The following is an 18,434-nucleotide window of genomic DNA, read 5'->3' as shown; positions in this document are numbered from 1 at the left end:
CTATAGCAACAGTTCTCGGTACTCTGGGCGCGATCGCATCCACCTCAACGCCTCACCCATCAAAATAGGGTCCTCAGAGGCCAAATACCCATTCATGCGGTCAATCATCGCCTGCTGGGCAGCCTGCTGCTTCATCTGCCGCTGTGCTGCCTCTGCCTGGGCCTGCTGCTGCCGACGCTGCTCCTGAGCCGCCGCGATCGCCTCCCTGATCTGACCCAGCGAAAACTGCACCGTCTTCGCGTTACACACCTCAAGCGGCCCATCAGCCTGATCGCAAGCGCCACAGCCCTTCTCTGGCAACGGGTTACGCACCTCCTCACCCAATAAGCTTGGGTGACTTGCGGGGCAGAGCGCCCCAAAGCGCTTCTGCCCCGCAGTCATCTTTAAATCATCGGGGGGGTCGGGGGGGATTTCCCCAGAGTCAGCTCCCCGCAGATGATTTGGGTGCCACAGATCTTTGTTCTTATAGAGCGTTGGCCCACCAATCGAGAACTGCCGGGTCAATATAGTGAACCGCTCCTTCACCGTAATGGGGAGTTTTCCTTCGTCGAGCAGGGTAGCGATCGCCAGTCGAATCTTCTCTCGGGCCTGTTTTGCTTTCTCCTGGTTATAAGCTGAGAGTCCAATCGTGGGGGTTACCTTGGGGGTTCTGCTCACGCCGTAGGGGTAATAGTGGCTCTGCTCAACCGCCCTAGCCCAAGCCTTTGCTTTCTCCTCAATTTCGTGAACGTGGTTACTCCACTCATAAAACCCCGGCAGTTCTCGCGCTACCCGAACGATATCTGCCACTAGCGCCTCCCCTACCAGCGGTGCCTGGGCATAGAGCACATGGCCAAACACATAGCTTCGCATCGCAATTCTGCCCAACAGGCGATTAGTCAGCCCCGGCCCAGTCCACCCAGGTTCAATCTCAGCATTGAGGTCATTGAGAAACGTCTCGGCCTTGGTGGTAATGCGGTATTCCTGCCGCCGCGTACTTTTCAGAGTTTGTTTAAGCAGCTGACTATCAATCGTGTTGTGGATACTTGTGCGCTGCCATAGGTCAGCAAACCGCTCTTGCGAGCTGTAAACCGGTTCGAGATCGCTGTTGAGAATATACGACCCAGCCTGCAGCGGTAGCCGGTGAGCTGCATAGAGAGAAACCTCACCAGTGCCCGGAGCAGAAAACTTCCTTGGATTTGGAAACACCTCAAGCTGGCCCGGCGCACATTTAAACCCGGCATTTTGCAACAGAGTGGTTATCCCCAGAGCAATTTCCCAACTCACCTGCGGTTGATCAAAGGGAAAATAGAGGTGCAACCCGCCGCTATAGCTCGATGTGAGCATGATGCACGACGGCAGCCCCAGGGGCTCCAGCGCATGCTGAATTCGACGCAGTGCCTGGGGGTCAGCGGCGGGGTGGTATCGACTCCCCCTGTCAATGTCAATAAGCATATACTTCGTAGTGCGGCCAAAGCGAACCCCATAGAGAAAGCCCCCCTGCAAAATCAGCCGATCGCTAAGAGGGTGACGCGACTCGGTCTGCCAAGCTGGCTTCTCGTTAGGTGCGGTTTGTTCGGCCCAAATGTAGTCAAATCGATGGGGCCACAGGCTCAGAAAGCGGTTTTCCTGCTCTTCTACACAAGTGAACCGAGGTTGTAAGGTTTTCACGCCGATTGATAGTCCCAGAGCGCAACGTCAGTGCGCGGGAGCAAATCTGCGTATTTAGAGCCTAGATAGTACGGATTTTGTTAGGTAATTTCTTGACGTAAATATCCCCAGCTTTGGCCACCACACAGCTGTCCCAGCTGCAAAACAAGCACGACGCTTGCGCGATGACATAGACGTTGATTCCGAGAAATTTCCGTAGGTCCTGCCTGCCAAGGTAGCCGTAGGCTGGGCATTGCCCACTACTGAGTAGGATGTCTTCTAGACATTGCCTAAGCCATAGCAATCGCCAGAATAGTTGGGACTTTACCCCAGCATTTCTAAGCAATAGCTACGCATAGGCATACAAAAACCCCTCGCTTACTGCCGTAAACAAGCACAAAAGCAATCAAGAGCACAGCAGCCCTTGATGAATCCGATCTAGCAGCCTAAAATGAACGCATAACTCTATCGACAACCCTCAAGCTGCTCGCCAAAGCATTTTCTTGGGTGTTGCCATTGCTTCCCGCAGTGGAGTTTTAAGCGAAAGACCTTAGCTGTTCCTGCAGCTGGGGTCTTTTGGCATAGAGATATCTGTGATTGGTCTGAGCACCTCCTTCGTGGGTTCAGGTGAATAGTGCGAATGTTCTCCCATCGAACATTCGCCAAAGGTTAACACTGCCCAAAAATCTTCTCAATACCTCAAAAAGGCCTATACGCCAGAGTTACAGGGCTTACATACGCCGGAGTTACAGGCAAAACTGTACGCCAAAGTTATAGGCACTTTCTGCTCCATACGCCGGAGTTATAGGCAAAACCATACGCCAAAGTTACAGGCTCTATTGTCGGGATCAAGGTATAGAAAGATCTTCCAATGGTTGATATTCAAAGACCATACGCCGGAGTTATAGGCAAAACCATACGCCAAAGTTACAGGGGCTTTCTTCCCCATACGCCGGAGTTATAGGCAAAACCATACGCCAAAGTTACAGGCTCAACTGACAAAAACATACGCCGGAGTTACAGGCCCTCTACCTGGGTGATCACTCCGTCAAGTTATTCATTAGAATGAACTCGATTTTGCGATCGCCTGCGAGGGTAGAAACTCCGGTTGAGTAATCTCTCTACAACTTCTAGCGAAGAGACGACATTCCCCGTCGATGGGCAGCTCCTGATGGTGCTGCCGCGAGCTGGGGCATCGTTGAGTAACCCAGATGTCCAGTTGCCCATCCTCCGCTCCGATGGCGATGGCTACTACCTGGAAATGCGGGTCGAGGCCGATGGGCGAGATGCCACTGAGGTAGCCGTTACCCGGCGAGTACCGCTTGAGAACGTCTCAGAGGAAGAATGGGAAGAACTTCAGGCCCAATGCTCAAACCTCGATCTACAATCGTTTGTTGACCTGGGGGTAAGCAAGGGCATTGAGAAAATTCAAGACCGGCGCATAGAGCGGTTGTTGATGGCTCTGCTGACCTTTCTCAACCCGCGCCAGGTATCCATCGTTTTGTATCTCTACCGTCTGGCCTCCGAGCAGGGCAATGGCCCCCTGGTCTCGTTTCGGTCAAATGACCTGCTGGAGGCTCTGGGGTATACCCGCACGAAGGATGGTGGCTTTGCTTCAAAGCTGCGATCGCAGCTCCACCGTGACCTGGTAGCGCTCCACCGCACTGAGCTAGTGTTCGCCCAGTCTCTGCGCAAAGGCGACAACCTGGGCGCAAAGGTCACGATCAAAAGCGTGCTGCGCATCAAAGACTACGAGATTGAGAATGTTCCCCGCAACTTCGATCTGCTCAAGGCTGCCGACTACACCTATGAGTTGGCCGATGCCTACACCATCTCCCTAGAGTTTTTCGATGGCCCCGCCCGCACTGGCGACTACGTGCTGTTTGCCAACAGTCTAGACATCAGCCAGAAGCTCGGCGGCAACACCAAACACGACTACAAAACCAAACTAATGGTCTATCTCGCCAGCCGCATGAAGTGGGATCGGCTGCACGATGGACAATACCTGAGTATTTCAAAGCGATATCTGTTTAAAAATTTAGACCTGCTGGGCCGCAATTCGTCCCGAAACAACCAAATTTTTTGGCGCACCGTTGAAGAGCTGAGAGAAGACGGCTATCTCCTCGGAGCACAGGAGATTCCTGGGAAAAAGAAGTCAGCCAATATTCAATTTCAGATCAACCCCGAAAAGCTCGGGGTGGTGACAGAAGACAATAAAGTAGCCCAAGGCTAGACTCGCTTGGATGCTAGCTCACAGTCTGGTTTTCTCGATACCTATGTATTAATATGAGTTAATCGACCAGCGACATTATCCCTATGACTGCCAGTGTTGAACGACTTGATCGCATAGAAGCTATCCTTGCGGCATTAGCTGAGGGGCAAGCCGCGTTCAATACTGGTCAGCAGCAGATACAGGCCCAGTTGCTCAGCACTGAGGCTCAGATTGAAAGAACGCAGGCTCAGGTTGAAAGAACTCAAACCCAGCTCGAAAGAACCGAAGCTCAGGTTGAAAGAACTCAAACCCAGCTCGAAAGAACCGAAGCTCAGGTTGAAAGGACTCAAGCCCAACTTGAAAAAACCCAGATTCAGGTTGACAGCACTCTGGCGATCGCTAGCAGCAATGCTAGGGCAGTAGAAGCTTGGGCCACTCGCATTGAAGAGGTCGCCATAGATACCGAAGAAGCCACCAGCTCTACCCGAGCTGACCTCTCCGTACGCATTGAAGACAATGCTCATAACCAGGGCATCGACCGAGTGCGATTCGATGAACTGCACGAAGAACACAACCAGCGGTTTGAAGCCCTGCTAGAAGAAGCCCGGGCCGATCGCTTAGCCTGGCGGCAGAGCCTTGACGAGCAACTGGTAGAAATGCGGCGCAACCGAGAGTCTAACGACACCGAGCATCGTGCCTTCACTCAAAATATTCAAATTCTGTTGGCTGAGATATCGCGCCTTTGGCAGCGCTTGGCTAGTTAAGCAAATACAAAACCAATAGGCTTTATGATTTCTGGCCTAGATCATAGCTAGCGCTCAGGGTTGGCAAAGCCGTTCCTGTGGAGCATCGCATTCAAGCAGGTGGTTCATTGCTTCCCCTCGGCTGAAAACCGCTGACCACCCGGCATTTCCGTACCTCTGGCAAAAGCAAAGCTTCACTAAAGCCTTACCGGGCTCGAACTTACGCCATTTGTTAGGGAATGTTCTTAGGGAACCCGCCTCTTTTTCATTCCCTAACAAATGGCGCAGGGTATCGGGAATTGGTATGCAGAGATTGGGCGTTGCTGATTACAGGTGTGAACCGAGGGCTGTGACGCCTGGGCCTCGTTAATCAGACAATTCATACTCTCATCCAGCAACGCCAACCGAGGCTATGCCCGGTCTTTACCCCCAGATGCAGGCGAGGTTTGATGAAACGCCAGTGCGGTCTTCCTTAGAAGAAAAGGTAACTCTACCCCAGATCCTTTACGGTTCCGCTCAATCGCTGGTCGGGGCCGACGGTTCATACCAGACCAACAAGCTGGATGGACTGAGAAACTTTATCCACCGCCATGGCAGCTTGCTGCTCGAAACTCCAGCCCTTGATGCTGAGCTACGGCGCAGCCTCGAGAGCGTGAAACGGGATCTAAACCTACAGCCAGTTCCCCTACACCACAGCCTGCGACGACAGCCCTTTTTGTTTAATACCTGGCCTCGGCTGGGAGAGCGTGACCTGGAGCTGTACTGGGATCAAGGGCTGATGGTAATTGAGGGCAGCCTGGTGGACGGATGGCGCGGCGATCGCCTCAGCCGTAGCGAAATTCGTAAGGGGCATGAACTGGGCATTAACCTACTGCACTATGGCTAGCGGCACCATCAGTTTCGGCAGCTTGTGAGCTAGGTCAGGTGGGCGGGTTTCGGGTTTGAGGCAGCTACAGAGTGATAGAGATTGACATCCTCCCCGACCTAAAGGCACGGAGATTCGCCGGACATAGCATCAAGCTACACCCGGACAAGTAGACGGTTCATCAGGCATTGCTGGCAAGCCAGTCTTACATGCCCTCCCCGTCCGTTTAGCGGCGTGGGCTAGCTCCAGCCCCGCCGTTTCGATATTTTTTGAGGCATTGCCATCGCGGCAATGTACTGATCCACAGTTCAGGCAGACCACCTCTCGCACAGAGAGGTCTAGTTTGCCCCAGCGATAGCGACACTCAGAGCAGATCTGAGAAGTCGGCTCCCAGCGATTAATCACTATCGTTTGCCGCTCCTCAACCATCGTGGATTTGGCCTCACACATGGATCTGAACGTACCCCAACCCGCCTCACTAATGGCGCGGGCTAAGCAGCGGTTCTTGACCATCCCCGACACGTTCAGATCTTCCAGTGCCACAACGCTGTTTTCTCGCACCAGGCGGGTAGACAGCTTGTGCAGGAAGTCTTTGCGAATGTCGCTGATTTTGGCCTTGAGTTTGGCAATCCTTAACCGGACTCGCTCACGTCGATTCGACCCCTTAACCCGCCGAGCCAGCTTGCGCTGTTCGCGGCGAATCTTGCGGTTTAGGCGGGCATAGCCAGGGGATTGAACCTTCTCACCCGTACTCAGGGCAGCAAAGATTTTGAGTCCTAAATCCACTCCGATGCCTTGGTTCTCAGCATCAACTTGAATAGGCTCTATCTCAACCACAAAGCTCAGAAAGTAACGCCCCGATGGGTCTTTGATGACCGTGACGGAGCTGGGTTCCGAGGGCAGCGGCCTCGACCACTTGGTTTTGATGTCCCCAATTTTGGCCAGGTAGACCTTGGCACCCTTCAGCGAAAACCCTCCTTTCCTGAACCGGGCAGATTGCTGATTCAGTCTTTTCTTAAACCGAGGCGGCTTCATCTTCGGCCCTTTGCGCTCTCCCTTCAACGACTTAAAGAAGTTGCTAAACGCAACGCCCAAGTCCTGAATAGATTGCTGCAAGGGGATATTGGACACCTCAGAAAGCCATTCCCTCTCTACCGTCTTCTTCGCCTGCGTGATGCAGATTTTCTGAAGTTCAGTAGGGCTGGGCAGCTTTTCTGATTGTCGGCACAGTGCCAGCGCATCATTCCAAACGACCCGGCAACAACCAAAGAGCCTAGCTAGGTCTTGGCGCTGTTGGTCGGTCGGATAGATTCTGTACTGATACCGTGCTTTCATCCTGCTATTATAAGTTGGTCGGCAACCAAAAGCAACCGTGTATAGACGAGAAAGGCACAGCGTTTCAGACCTCAAGGCTCACGTTATTTTCGTGACCAACTATCGGCAAAAGGTTCTGACCGCCGACAGCTTGGCTCTCATCAAAACGGCCTGCGAGTCGGTGGCCAGCAAGATGTGCTTTCAGGTTTTGGAGTTCAACGGGGAGCCTGAACACGTTCACATGCTGATTGAGTATCCGCCCAAACTGGCTATCTCGCAGATGGTGAACGCGATGAAGGGCGTTTCCAGTCGGCGGTATGGCCAAGCTGGGCTACCCAAGCCCCAGGGCAAGACCTCTCTGTGGAGTCCTAGCCACTTCGCCGTGTCGGTTGGCGGTGCCCCCATTGAGGTTTTGAAGCAGTACATCAAAGACCAAAAGGGTGCGCCCTAAAGGGCGGGGCTTGAAACCCATCGCTTTTGGTCAGTGACGCATATCCCTAAAGTAGAGCTTTCTACCAAACAAATTGTCTTTTCTCCCGGCGACGGCCACGACTTTGCCAGGGATAAGGATGTTGCCGACCCAGACCTGACGGTCACAGTGGTCAATACAACCGAACATTTCGTGAGTTTTCACCTGGAGCTAGAGGCCGAGGGTCAACCCCCCCCCAGCCCAGCCACCTGGTACACCGTGGAACCCAATGTCTGTACCAAAAAAACACCGGGCGACCGCACCCGCTTCCATGTCAATCTGCTGAAAGCACCGCTACCGGCCTACGGCACCACCCTTCCCCTCCAGATCAAGATCTTTTCTACGGAGCTGGCCGACCTGGAGGCCGTCGAGACGATCTACCTTAAAATTCTCAGACCCACCAAAGACCTGCGAGTCTTTTTTTCGCTACAGGATCTCAGCGTTTATCCAGGCTCGCGACTCAAAATTCCGGTGCTGGTTTAGTATTACCTACAACCTCAGCACCACTCCCGGTGTGGAGCGGATTGAACTACGCACCAGCAATGCGGCAGGGGATGAAGTAACGCGATCGGTGGTGATTGAAAAGGCGGCAGCCTACAACCCCAGTGGCAACCTGCCCGGCGCGGCAGGGCAATTGCCAATTGTGTCATTGCCGCTGCCTCCGTCGGTCGAGGGGCTGGAGCCGGTGCAGACGCCCCCTCAGGCGGATTAAAGATTGGGGAGAGAGAGGGCTGTAGATGCGATCGCACTAAAATGAGAGCATAGTAGCTGAATGAACTATGTCCGTTGCCATTACTGAAGCGATCGTCACCCTGGCAGAAGCGGAAGCGCGATTTCACCTGAGTCGCACAGAGGTGGAAGCCTTTTTCCCAGAATGGTGTGTGGACTTACCAAATTTGACCAAGGCCGAGAAAACAGGTCTAGCGGAGATGCGCCGCCGCTATCTTTATCAGCGCTCCCAGGGTCAGCTTTTAGAAAACACGGTAACTCTTTTGTTTGCGTCCCCGCTATTAACCCTGGCAGGATTCTACGATCCGCCGTTTAGGCTAAAAGCGGAGGAGTCAGTACAAATTACCCTGACCGATCCTGAAGAGGTGTTGCAGGGACGGTTGGATGCGCTAGTACTCAAGGATCAGTTTTGGGTCATTGTTTTGGAGTCTAAAAAAACTGCCCTCTCGGTCTGGTCGGCTTTGCCGCAAACCTTGGCGTACCTGATGGCAAATCCTTACCCTGATTTACCGAGCTATGGGCTGATGACTAATGGGGATGATTCGGTATTTGTAAAGTTGGTCCAGACTCCGGGTAGGCAATACAATTTCTCGCGAGTGTTTGCTGCACTGACGTCTAATCAAGAACTGTATGGAATTTTGCAGGGTTTGAAACGGATTCGACAGGCCGTTGAAAAGGAATAGTGAGTTAGAGCATAATATCGACGATGCCCAGGCTGCATGTTCGAGGGTGCAGGTAGTGTTCTAGACCTGTTGAAGCCCTGTCATACTACTCGCCCAAATTCATGGCGATTGATAAATAGCCCAATCACCGTATCATGCATCAGAACCGATTTGGAGAAGCAAATGGTTTTACGAGCCAAGCGTTTGATCCGCGTCCGCAAGGTCAAGTGCTTGCGTTCAATCCGCTGAGTGTTGGCTTTACCCACCGTGTGTTGCTTGGCGTCAAGGAGCCGTAAGTATGCGCCCCAGCTATCGGTGTAAAACTGCTGAATGCCGAAGGGCGTTAACAGCGCCATCAGCGTCTTGAGGGCTTGATCCTCATGGGGAGCTAAGATATAGGCCAGGACGGCTCCCGTTTGGTGGTCGATCGCGTGCCAGAGCCAGCGCTGTTGCCGTTTGGACTGGACAAAGCTCCACATCTCGTCCATTTCGGCCTCCTCCACTCGAACAACCATGGCTGTGGTCGGCGGAGTCGTCATCGACTCCAACAGCGGGCGATTGACGCTCTCAAGCTGGCGATGTTTTTTTGAGTTCCTCAATCACGGTTGTGGGGCTAACTTTCAAGACCCGAGCGGTATCTCGAATGCCGCTAACGTTGACGGCCATATCCGCGATCTGCTGTTTCACCTCGGGGCAAGTAGCCCCGGTAGCTGTAGTTAAGAATAAACGAGGCGCGCGTACACTCCGCGTTACGGCAGCGATAGCGCTGTTTGCCTTCAGCACTTTTGCCATGTTTGACCACATCGGTGGTGTGACAGCGGGGGCAACAGATGGGTTCTAGGACCATAGGAAAAACCGAGGACAAAAGATCCCATCTATTTTGCCGGTTCCACAGGTCTAGAACATTACCTCTTCTCTAGTACCGCGATATACCAGGGAATTAGAGCTTTCGTAAATTTTGGCCTGGATGGCAATACTTGGTAGAGTAACCATAGAATTCCTCTGAACAGGCATGAAAGCCTTGAAATGATTATCTGGCAGATCTATGGAGTTCTCCTTAACGGGTGACAAGGGCCATCAACATCATACGGTATAGGGGTTTGAGACAATGGAGGGGCAAAAAAATAGGGAACCCCAATGCGGCTCCCCCTAATCAATATGTTTCCTGCATTCTACCAAACCACCCTTCGCACCCACCTGAGTGAAGCCCAGTACTTGACCTTGCAGCTGTTGTTGCTATTGCTACAGGCCCACCGACAGGTCAAACTCTCGGTGTTAGCCAACGTCTTTCCTCAGCCGATTCAGTATCAAAGTCGAAAACGCAACTTACAGCGATTTTTAGCGCTGCCAAAACTTACCCTCAAGGTGCTGTGGTTTCCACTGCTCAAGTATTGGATTCGGCAAGTGCAAACGGGACGGGGGTTGAACCGCGACCAACGCCGCCGTCTAAGAACGCTCAAACATCATCAATATGGCTATTGGATTCTGGCTATCGACCGCACGGAATGGAGAGGACGGAATATCTTTATGGTCAGCGTGGTATGGGGGACTCACGCCTTACCCGTCTATTGGGAGTTGTTAGGGCAGACGGGCAGTAGTGACCTAACAACGCAACAGCGACTCCTCAAAACGGCCCTATCCTTGTTCAAGTCTTATCCGGTGCTCGTGCTGGGTGACCGGGAGTTCCATAGCCCTAAACTGGCGGCCTGGTTGGATAAGCGAGGGGTGTTCTTTGCGCTCCGGCAGAAAAAAGCGCTTCATTTCCAAACCGATTCTGAAGGCGACTACCGTGTGCTCAGAGACCTGGGCTTCCAGCCAGGACAGTCTCGGTTTTATCAGGGCATTTTGTGCAATAAAGGCGATGGCCTTGGCCCCTTTAACTTAGCCGTCTATTGGAAGCGAAAGTACCGCCAAAAGGGGCCTAAAGAGCCCTGGTATATCTTGTCTAATTTGCCTACCTTGGCACGAACCTTAGCGGTCTATCGGTGTCGCTGGGGCATTGAACAGTTCTTCAAAGATTGCAAGACGGGCGGCTATCACCTGGAAAATGCCAAGGTAAATGACTCTCGGTTTTTAGCCTTAGTGTTGCTGATCGCCTTGGCCTACAGTTGGGCCACGATGTATGGGCAGCAGATGAAACACCTCGGGGTAGAGCAGTATGCTGGGCGTATCCAAGAGCACCACGACAAGACGCCTCGCCAGAGTGATTTTAGTCTCGGCCTCTATGGCCATCGCTGGATCTATGCCATGGAATTATGGGCCGACTGGGCGCGCCACCTGATAGCACTCAAACCCCACAAACACCGCTATTTTCAGCGAGGTTTCTATGCTCTATCCCTGATGCAGCAAGCGCTTTAGGTATGTTGTCACCCGTTAAGGGTGCGCAGGTGGTTGAGGGCGTTGCTGTTCGACTGGCCGCCGAGGATGCTGATCATGCCCGCCACCTTGCCGTCGAGCTGGTCGAAACTCATTAAATCGAGGGCGTTTTTGAGCACGCCGCTGACGCTGCCGTGGTACTCCGGCGTCACCAGTACAAAGCCGTCAGCCTCTAGAAAGGCCTGGCGCAGGCGCTCCACATCGGGGTGGTCGGGATACTCCTTGCCGCCGTGGCAGAGGGGCAGATCCATCTCGCGCAAATCCAATAGCTCCACCTCGGCCCCCAGGGCGCGGAGGCGATCGCAGGTCAGCCCCAGCGCCATCTGACTGTAGGAATTGGGCCGTAAACTTCCGGCTATGCCCACAAATTTGACCATGCTCATCTCCTAAATCATAATCGTAATGACTTCAAGTTAATAAAGTTCTTGGCGTTCTGTCAACTGGCACCTGTTCTCTCTTACCAGGCATCAGAGGGCTGGGCATCTGTCTGCGGAACCAGAAGATTCGCTATAGTGGCGAAAAACAAGGCCTCCCCAGCCGTGGGAGACTGAATTGGTGAAAAATTCCCCCGACCACCTCGAACGGGTGGGGGCGGCTAGTCCCGTCCCACCCGCCCCAGTTTTGCCCTCTGAACCTCTCACCGTGGGGGGAGAAACGGTGCCCCGGGGCAAGCGCCTGCGCCTCGATTTGCCCGTGGCGCGGCTGACGACCGGCAATATGCTGTCTTTGCCTATCACCGTGGTAAACGGCAGAAAGCCCGGCCCCCGGCTGTGGCTGAGCGCCGCCATCCACGGCGATGAGCTCAACGGGGTAGACATCATTCGGCGGGTGGTCAAAGAGCTGAAGCCGCACCGCCTCAGCGGCTCGGTGATTGCGGTGCCGGTGGTGAATGTGTTTGGCCTGCTGGATCAGTCCCGCTACCTGCCCGATCGCCGGGATCTAAATCGGTCGTTTCCGGGGTCTGTGCGGGGGTCGCTGGCCAGTCGGCTGGCGGCCCTGTTCATGAAAGAAGTGGTCAGCCAGTGCACCCACGGCATCGATCTGCACACCGCCGCCATTCACCGCACTAACCTGCCCCAGGTGCGGGCCGATCTGCAAGACGCCGCCACCTACGACTTTGCCAGGGCCTTCGGCGCTCCGGTCATGCTCCACGCCTCCCACCGCGACGGCTCCCTGCGCCAGGCCGCCGCCAAGCGCCACATTCCCACCCTGCTCTACGAGGCGGGCGAGGCCCTGCGGTTCGACGAAAACGCCATTCAAACCGGGGTGGAGGGCATCTACCGGGTGATGGCCTACCTAGGCATGGTCGCCCCCCTTGCCTCCCCGCCGCCCGCCACGGTAGAAGCGCAAAAAACCCGCTGGATGCGGGCCTCGCGCAGCGGCATCTGGCACCGCGCGATCGCCCTTGGAGAAACCATCCAGCAGCGCCAGAGCCTGGGTTTTATCAGCGACACCTTTGGCGATAAACCGGTGCAGGTGCGCAGCTCGATGGCGGGCATTGTGATCGGCCACGGCCAAAACCCGCTGGTCAACCAGGGCGATGCCCTGGTCCACATCGCCAGCCTGGCGGCAGAGGGCGAGCAAGACTTGTAGGATGAGCAAAGCAGCCCGCGCCCATCGGCCTACCCATGCAGCGATTCACCCAGCTTTTTCAGGATATAGACGCCACCACCTCCACCAACGAGAAGGTGCGATCGCTGCAAGCCTACTTCCAGGCCGCCGACCCCGCCGACAAGGTTTGGGCGCTGTACCTGCTGCTGGGCAAAACCCGCCGCCGCACTGTCACCTCGCGGGTGCTGCGGGATGTGTTTCTGCAAATTTCCGACATTCCCGAATGGCTGTTTAAAGACTGCTACGCCCAGGTAGGCGACTCCGCCGAAGTGATCGCACTCCTGCTGCGCGACGTAGATTTGCCCTCCCCACCTTCCCCACCCTCCCTCTCCTCCCCACCCTCCCCACCTTCCCCCTCTTCCCCACCCTCCCCACCCTCCCCACCTTCCCTACCCTCCCCCTCCCCAATCCCCCTACACCAGTGGATGGAAGAGATCATCCCGATGGCGAAATCCGTAGAAACCGACGAGGAGCGCCGGGATCTGATCGTCTCCTGGTGGGCGGCGCTGGACAACACCGAAGTTTTCGTGCTCAACAAAATTCTCACCGGGGCCTTTCGGGTGGGGGCATCCGCCAAGCTGGTGATCAAAGGCCTCGCCGCCGCCACGGGGGTTTCCGAAGCCGTGCTGACCCACCGGCTGATGGGCGACTTTAGCCCCACAGTGGAGTTCTACACCAGCCTGACCAGCCAGGAGGCCATGCAGAATGCCCCCAGCCAGCCCTACCCGTTCTTTCTGGCCACCTCCCTGGACGAAGCCAAGTTTCAAACCGAGGAGTTTGATCGCTGGCAGGCCGAGTGGAAATGGGACGGCATTCGCGCCCAGGTGATCAAGCGGGCCGATCAAGTGTTTATCTGGTCGCGGGGGGAAGATTTAGTCACGCCCCAGTTCCCCGAGGTGGAGGCAATGATGGCGGGGTTCCCCAACGGCACAGTGCTGGATGGGGAAATTCTCTGCTGGCAGGACGGCAGGCCGCTGTCGTTTAACCACCTGCAAAAGCGCCTGGGCCGCAAAAAAGTCAGCAAAAAGGTGATGGAAGAAAGCCCGGTGCACTTCATCGCCTACGACCTGCTGGAGTACGGCGGAGTCGATATTCGAGAGAAAGAATGGCGCGATCGCACCCACTCCCTCACCACGCTCCTCGCCGTCCACACAGCCCCCAACCTGCACCAGTCCATTCCCCTGTCCTTCACGTCCTTTGCCGAGCTGGCGGAGCTGCGCGAAAACTCTCGCCAGCAGGGGGCCGAGGGGCTGGTGGTGAAGGCGATCGACAGCCCCTACCTGGTGGGCCGCAAGCGCGGCTACTGGTGGAAGTACAAGGTAGACCCCATGAGCCTGGATGCGGTGCTGATCTACGCCCAGGCGGGCAGCGGCAAGCGGGCCAACCTGTTTACCGACTACACCTTTGCCCTCTGGCAGGGGGAAACCCTGGTGCCCTTCGCCAAGGCCTACAGCGGGCTGGACAATGCCGAAATTGATGCGCTCGATAAATGGATTCGCCGCCACACCACCGAGCGGTTTGGGCCAGTGCGATCGGTTGACCCCGTCCAGGTATTTGAGATCGGCTTTGAGGGCATTGCCACCTCGACCCGCCACAAGTCGGGCATTTCGGTGCGGTTTCCCCGCATTCTGCGCTGGCGCCAGGACAAGCCCGCCGCCGAAGCCGACACCTTAGACGCCGCAAAAGCCCTGCTGGCTAGCTTTTCATAGCCAACGGCAGCTATTTCCTCAGGCCGCGTTGGGTTAAGCTCGCTCGCCACCTCAGCCCCTTTGGCCATCGGCTAGGCTTTGGCCGGGCCGATAGGGGTTGAATAGTCCACCTTTGCCACCGTGCGCGTCAAAACCTACAAGATCCGAGGCTGTGTTTCCAAGGACACCATCCTGGCACTGGTCTTCAAGCTAGTCGAGAGTGCTCAGGTGAGTGAACCCTGGACCTGTTATAAATCAATGCTTTGAACGGAAAATGCTTTGAACGGAGAGGGAGGGATTCGAACCCTCGTGAGGTTTGACCCCCAAACAGTTTTCGAGACTGATAGGGGGCCTGCAAAAACCTTGGCCTACATAGGCTTCAGATTTTGACGCCGCTGCTAGACCTAAAAAAGACCTAAAAAAGGGTTGACTCTTTTGGTAAGCCTGTTCTATCTTGAGTTGTAACCGAAAGGCGACAACTCTTGACAGCCCACGCACCTTTGCACCATGGGCGATACGACAGCCTTTGACAGCTCTTTACAACTGCACCTTACGCTAACCGACAGCATCTTACGACAGCAGCCGACAGGAGGAACGACATGCAGCAGCGCTATAGCCTATCTGACCTGGGCCGCATGGATGGCTTGCCCAGCCGCCAGACGCTAACCGATTACGTGAACGATTACGAAGCGGAGTACGGGGAAAATTCTTTCACCAGCCGCGCCCACAAGGCCCCTGGAGGGGCCAAGGCCTACGACCTGAAGGACATCAACGAACTGCTGGCATTCAAGGGTTACTCGCCCATTGAGCCTCCCCAGCCGGTCAGCGTTAGCGTCGTTGATGAGCGAGAGCAAAAGCTAAACATTTCCGGCTTTGGCGACGAGTCCACTTTCAACACAGGCTCCATCCTCAGCCTTCAAGATGCCTCCCAGCTCGATACCTTCTACCAGCAGGCCCGTGGGGTGGTAGCTACGCTTTCAGCCACGATCAAGGCAGCGTCTCAAACGCAACGGCAAGAATGGCTGACCCGTGGGCAGGAAGCCGCTCGGCTCGATTCTGAGCTTGAAGAACTGAAGCTAGTTCTTGTGCAGGCCCAAACCGAGTCTTCGATCCTTACTGCCCTTGACATGGAACGGCTCAATCGCGCCATGGATACCAAGGCCAAAATCGACGGATTGCGGCAAAGACAAAGCTAAAAATTTTTGGAGTGAAATTCTAGGATTATGACTCAGGACCAATGCCATGTTACTGACCAAGGCAATCAGTTCTTGCTATCTGGTTGCACCCCTGATGAAACCGAATTTTTACAAGGTTTCATTGCGATTGTGCAAAAGGAAATTGAGACAGGCCAGCTACCTAAAGATCACTTCCAGACCTTGGACTGGAATGAGGTTTTAGGCAAGGCCAGAGCAATTGAGGTACAGCCTGATGGGCAAATCGGCCTTGCTGGTAATGACTACTATTCAGCAGAAAACCCGTTTGCCAATCCTCCCAAACCTAAGACTGCTCAAACTTTTGCAGATCAACCTGTCCATATACCAGGCGTAGTTTGGCTATTGGCCATTGCAATTTCTGTTGGCTTTGCCTGTAGCCAAAGAGGCGTTGGCCAAAAGATCAAGAACACCTTTCAAGCCCATACACCAACCGCAAAGGAAAAGGCTAGAAAATGCTACGAGATGATCAAAGAACAGCTTTTGAAGGTAATGCCTTGAGCCAGCAAGGGGCAATTACTCCCTACCAGCCCGCTGAAATTGTTGACGCTGTTTACCAGGCATTGCCGCCTGCTAGGCAAACTCGAAACAACTACAACAAACTTCAAGCGGCAGCAGAACGGCCAGATGTTCTAGAGGCTGTTGTTTTAGAGGACAGGGACTTATCTCGGAACCCAGGTATTGTGAATTTGGTTAGTCAAATAACCATCAACAATTACTACTCAACTCCTCCTACTCCATACTTCTCAGGCTCTAGCCATTCTCCAATCACAATGCCTAATTCTGGCTTTGCCCCGCCGCCAGTTTCAATCGTTCAGCCAGAGTTAAGTTATCGGTATTCTCCTCGGAATACTTTTTCGCCCACCTTCTCTCCGCGCATTGAAGTGAACCCAATAATTCACATTGATGCCAACTCAATATCTAGCTCAAGGTCTAGGTCTGAGTCTTCAAGCAATGAAGAGTATGGAGGCTCTGGAAGAATACTGGTCTGCATTCTGATACTACTTGTTTTCTTTCTCGGTGCTGGTGTTGCCCAGAACCAATAGGAGTTTTGATGATAGGAATTCTGGCCGTGGTCGCGTTTATAACAATCATTGCTGCGCCAATTTACCTAGACGAGAAAAAAGCTCAACTGAGAAAAAAACTAGAGCGTGACATGTTTTCGGAACCGTCACCCTGGGGCGACCCGGACGATGCGGATATGATCCGCGTACAAGCGCCTGAACTCCTGTTGAACCAGGGGTTCAGCGGTTCAGCCGACCCGGTTCAGGTGAAATTCGTTAAGAAGATAACCGATGAAGAACGGGAAATGTTGAACGCACTTGCCGCAATGGCAAGAGTGTCTGACCCTGCTTTTTCTCACTCTCTCCTTGAGACTCCAGAGGCCGAAAGCAACTTGGCCAAATTGCGAGATTTTTGCTCTACTGCAAATGACGAACAAATTCAAGCCTGGATGAGAGAGACAGGCCCATGGCCAAACATTGACATGCCGGACTTCGAGATTAGCGAGACAGAGCTAAAACGTTTGGTCAAAATCTTTTTCCTGATTCGCAAGGCCAACCGATTTGGATTTTCCCAGCGCATTATCTCTGAAGACATGCTCCATATAGCTAAAGGAGGAAGCAAAGCTTACACCAAGTTCAAGACCATATTTGACACTATTCGTGAATTTGAGATTCCTTATATGCCTGACTAGGCAAGGTGACGATTGCTATGACGTTTATTCTTGGACGGAAAGGAAAAGAAGATCGGCTACTGGCCCGTGTTCTTTGGTTTTTGATGCTGATTCTTTTTGTGGCAAACATTGCATTCAGCATGGATGCACTCAAACAAAACGCTGAAATTTTCCAAAGCACTTCTGGCTACAATGTTCAGCCAGTAATTGCAAACGGTTGGATGGGTCTAGCTCTCCGTGCCGTAATTTGTACGGCAACTAGCGGCTTTTGCTGGATCATTGTTAAAACCTACGTGACCAGCCCCTTTGGTCTTGCCCTGGTGGTGCAACAAATTTTTGCTATCAAGGCTGAGCAAGGCATCAAAATTGTAAGCATGATATTTTCGCTTTTGATTTTGGTGCTCTTGGGAAGCGTTCTTTTCTTTGCCTATCGGTTTGACCTTCTGACCACTTCGGTTGGCATGGGCATTCCGATCAGCTGGAACCTGATGAACAATCCCATGGCCTTTGCGGTGCTCATGCCGGTGTTTGGGCCGGAGGTAATTTCCGTCGCCCTGAACAGCGGCGAGGGGATTGACATGGCCCTTGGAGCTGGCCCATCCGGTGGTGTTGGTCGTACAATAGGAGGTGGACACAATGGAATGCTTGATTAGTGCGATCGATCCTTCAGACCATGAAAGTTGCTTTTCACTGGGGCCTAGTCCGTCCCCAGGCGATCAGCTACGGTTTGTTGCTGATACTCGCCTCAGTATTTGGAATCGGAGATTTTCTACTACTGGTGCTCGGCCTACTGGCGATCATCGGGGGAGTGTGGGGAATCTATGAGCGGACCAAGGCAGAGCAAGCTGAGCCTAATCGCTAACTGGTGGCTCGGAGGCTGGATCGTTCTTTGCTTCCTGTCCTCCGTAGGTGTGCCCTTTCCGCGCTGGATCGTTGTTTTGACTAGCCCAACATTGATGGGCGATCAGATCCATACGTGGGCTAAACCTATTCAGAGCCGGGTTCCTCAGCCCGGTGTTCAGCAGCCCTACGTTGAGCCACCACCACCCAGGTATTAGCTGCCTAGCCCCTCCGGGGCAGGCAGTGGTAAGGGGGGGAGTAGCTAGATTTCCTTCTATGCAAATTCCCCCTAACGCCACCAGGACACAAATTTACTGGGCATTTATCACAGAAGGCTATGAGCCTAAGCGGGCGGCAAGACAGGCCGACCGAATCTATAAATCACGGCAGGCCCAAGCCCCTGATCCAAC

At 54.0% G+C, this 18,434-nt stretch carries 18 protein-coding genes and 2 pseudogenes; 16 read left to right on the top strand and 4 right to left on the bottom strand.

Annotated features, from left to right (window positions below):
- Complete coding sequence (locus LEPTO7104_RS0131990; protein ID WP_017302648.1) at nt 1–1,650, bottom strand: hypothetical protein; 1,650 nt, start codon at nt 1,648–1,650, stop codon at nt 1–3.
- Nucleotides 1,651–2,800: 1,150 nt separating this feature from the next.
- Here LEPTO7104_RS0131990 and LEPTO7104_RS0131985 point away from each other — a divergent pair.
- From LEPTO7104_RS0131985 to LEPTO7104_RS0131975, 3 genes are all read left to right on the top strand, one after another.
- Nucleotides 2,801–3,862 (top strand): hypothetical protein, encoded by a 1,062-nt coding sequence (locus LEPTO7104_RS0131985; RefSeq protein WP_051158650.1) that lies wholly within the window; start codon nt 2,801–2,803, stop codon nt 3,860–3,862.
- A gap of 83 nt (nt 3,863–3,945) precedes the next feature.
- Nucleotides 3,946–4,605, top strand: a complete 660-nt coding sequence (locus tag LEPTO7104_RS0131980; RefSeq protein ID WP_017302646.1) for a hypothetical protein — start codon at nt 3,946–3,948, stop codon at nt 4,603–4,605.
- A gap of 391 nt (nt 4,606–4,996) precedes the next feature.
- Nucleotides 4,997–5,470: a hypothetical protein gene (locus LEPTO7104_RS0131975; RefSeq protein WP_155524076.1), complete on the top strand. Its 474-nt coding sequence runs from the start codon at nt 4,997–4,999 to the stop codon at nt 5,468–5,470.
- A 129-nt stretch (nt 5,471–5,599) separates the two neighbouring features.
- On the opposite strand, the gene LEPTO7104_RS0131970 is transcribed toward LEPTO7104_RS0131975, so the two are convergent.
- Nucleotides 5,600–6,784, bottom strand: a complete 1,185-nt coding sequence (locus LEPTO7104_RS0131970) for an RNA-guided endonuclease InsQ/TnpB family protein (protein ID WP_017302644.1) — start codon at nt 6,782–6,784, stop codon at nt 5,600–5,602.
- Nucleotides 6,785–6,821: 37 nt separating this feature from the next.
- Here LEPTO7104_RS0131970 and tnpA point away from each other — a divergent pair, with 37 nt between their 5' ends.
- The 4 genes from tnpA to LEPTO7104_RS0131950 all read left to right on the top strand — a co-directional run bounded on the left by tnpA (nt 6,822) and on the right by LEPTO7104_RS0131950 (nt 8,644).
- On the top strand, nt 6,822–7,214 hold the full coding sequence (gene tnpA / locus LEPTO7104_RS0131965) for an IS200/IS605 family transposase (RefSeq protein WP_026073255.1): 393 nt from the start codon (nt 6,822–6,824) through the stop codon (nt 7,212–7,214).
- A gap of 33 nt (nt 7,215–7,247) precedes the next feature.
- Nucleotides 7,248–7,715: a hypothetical protein gene (locus tag LEPTO7104_RS0131960; RefSeq protein WP_017302642.1), complete on the top strand. Its 468-nt coding sequence runs from the start codon at nt 7,248–7,250 to the stop codon at nt 7,713–7,715.
- Nucleotides 7,716–7,746: 31 nt separating this feature from the next.
- Entirely contained in the window at nt 7,747–7,944 is a 198-nt protein-coding gene (locus tag LEPTO7104_RS0131955) for a hypothetical protein (RefSeq protein ID WP_017302641.1), read from the top strand.
- A gap of 67 nt (nt 7,945–8,011) precedes the next feature.
- The gene (locus LEPTO7104_RS0131950) at nt 8,012–8,644 is read left to right on the top strand and encodes a hypothetical protein (RefSeq protein WP_017302640.1); all 633 of its coding nucleotides are present in this window, start codon (nt 8,012–8,014) and stop codon (nt 8,642–8,644) included.
- 80 nt (nt 8,645–8,724) lie between these two features.
- On the opposite strand, the pseudogene LEPTO7104_RS39710 reads toward LEPTO7104_RS0131950, so the two are convergent.
- Nucleotides 8,725–9,470: pseudogene (locus LEPTO7104_RS39710) on the bottom strand (IS1 family transposase).
- A gap of 311 nt (nt 9,471–9,781) precedes the next feature.
- Between LEPTO7104_RS39710 and LEPTO7104_RS0131935 the strand changes: the two are divergent.
- The gene (locus tag LEPTO7104_RS0131935; RefSeq protein ID WP_026073254.1) at nt 9,782–10,981 is read left to right on the top strand and encodes an IS4 family transposase; all 1,200 of its coding nucleotides are present in this window, start codon (nt 9,782–9,784) and stop codon (nt 10,979–10,981) included.
- A gap of 17 nt (nt 10,982–10,998) precedes the next feature.
- On the opposite strand, the pseudogene LEPTO7104_RS36485 reads toward LEPTO7104_RS0131935, so the two are convergent.
- Nucleotides 10,999–11,376, bottom strand: a pseudogene (locus tag LEPTO7104_RS36485) (NADPH-dependent FMN reductase); the annotation flags it as partial.
- Between the two features lie 265 nt (nt 11,377–11,641).
- Here LEPTO7104_RS36485 and LEPTO7104_RS0131925 point away from each other — a divergent pair.
- The 8 genes from LEPTO7104_RS0131925 (at nt 11,642) to LEPTO7104_RS0131895 (ending at nt 18,046) form a co-directional block, all read left to right on the top strand.
- Nucleotides 11,642–12,592 carry a succinylglutamate desuccinylase/aspartoacylase family protein gene (locus tag LEPTO7104_RS0131925; protein WP_017302636.1) on the top strand — a complete coding sequence of 317 codons (951 nt, stop codon included), beginning with the start codon at nt 11,642–11,644 and terminating at the stop codon, nt 12,590–12,592.
- Between the two features lie 35 nt (nt 12,593–12,627).
- The gene (locus LEPTO7104_RS0131920) at nt 12,628–14,319 is read left to right on the top strand and encodes an ATP-dependent DNA ligase (protein WP_017302635.1); all 1,692 of its coding nucleotides are present in this window, start codon (nt 12,628–12,630) and stop codon (nt 14,317–14,319) included.
- A gap of 578 nt (nt 14,320–14,897) precedes the next feature.
- Nucleotides 14,898–15,494: a hypothetical protein gene (locus LEPTO7104_RS0131915; RefSeq protein WP_017302634.1), complete on the top strand. Its 597-nt coding sequence runs from the start codon at nt 14,898–14,900 to the stop codon at nt 15,492–15,494.
- A gap of 27 nt (nt 15,495–15,521) precedes the next feature.
- Nucleotides 15,522–16,010, top strand: a complete 489-nt coding sequence (locus LEPTO7104_RS0131910) for a hypothetical protein (RefSeq protein ID WP_017302633.1) — start codon at nt 15,522–15,524, stop codon at nt 16,008–16,010.
- Nucleotides 15,965–16,555 carry a hypothetical protein gene (locus LEPTO7104_RS41035; protein WP_196358218.1) on the top strand — a complete coding sequence of 197 codons (591 nt, stop codon included), beginning with the start codon at nt 15,965–15,967 and terminating at the stop codon, nt 16,553–16,555. The genes LEPTO7104_RS0131910 and LEPTO7104_RS41035 overlap by 46 nt, the downstream gene beginning before the upstream one ends.
- Before the next feature lie 8 nt (nt 16,556–16,563).
- Nucleotides 16,564–17,205, top strand: coding sequence for a hypothetical protein (locus LEPTO7104_RS0131905; protein WP_017302632.1), 642 nt, complete (start codon nt 16,564–16,566; stop codon nt 17,203–17,205).
- 17 nt (nt 17,206–17,222) lie between these two features.
- Nucleotides 17,223–17,837 carry a hypothetical protein gene (locus LEPTO7104_RS0131900; protein ID WP_155524074.1) on the top strand — a complete coding sequence of 205 codons (615 nt, stop codon included), beginning with the start codon at nt 17,223–17,225 and terminating at the stop codon, nt 17,835–17,837.
- A gap of 20 nt (nt 17,838–17,857) precedes the next feature.
- Nucleotides 17,858–18,046, top strand: coding sequence for a hypothetical protein (locus tag LEPTO7104_RS0131895; RefSeq protein ID WP_017302630.1), 189 nt, complete (start codon nt 17,858–17,860; stop codon nt 18,044–18,046).
- Nucleotides 18,047–18,434: the final 388 nt, after the last annotated feature.

Origin of the sequence: Nodosilinea nodulosa PCC 7104 (genome assembly GCF_000309385.1) — a bacterium.
Lineage (GTDB): Bacteria > Cyanobacteriota > Cyanobacteriia > Phormidesmidales > Phormidesmidaceae > Nodosilinea > Nodosilinea nodulosa.
Note: the sequence above shows the minus strand (reverse complement) of the source record. Positions and strands in the feature narration are given on the sequence as shown.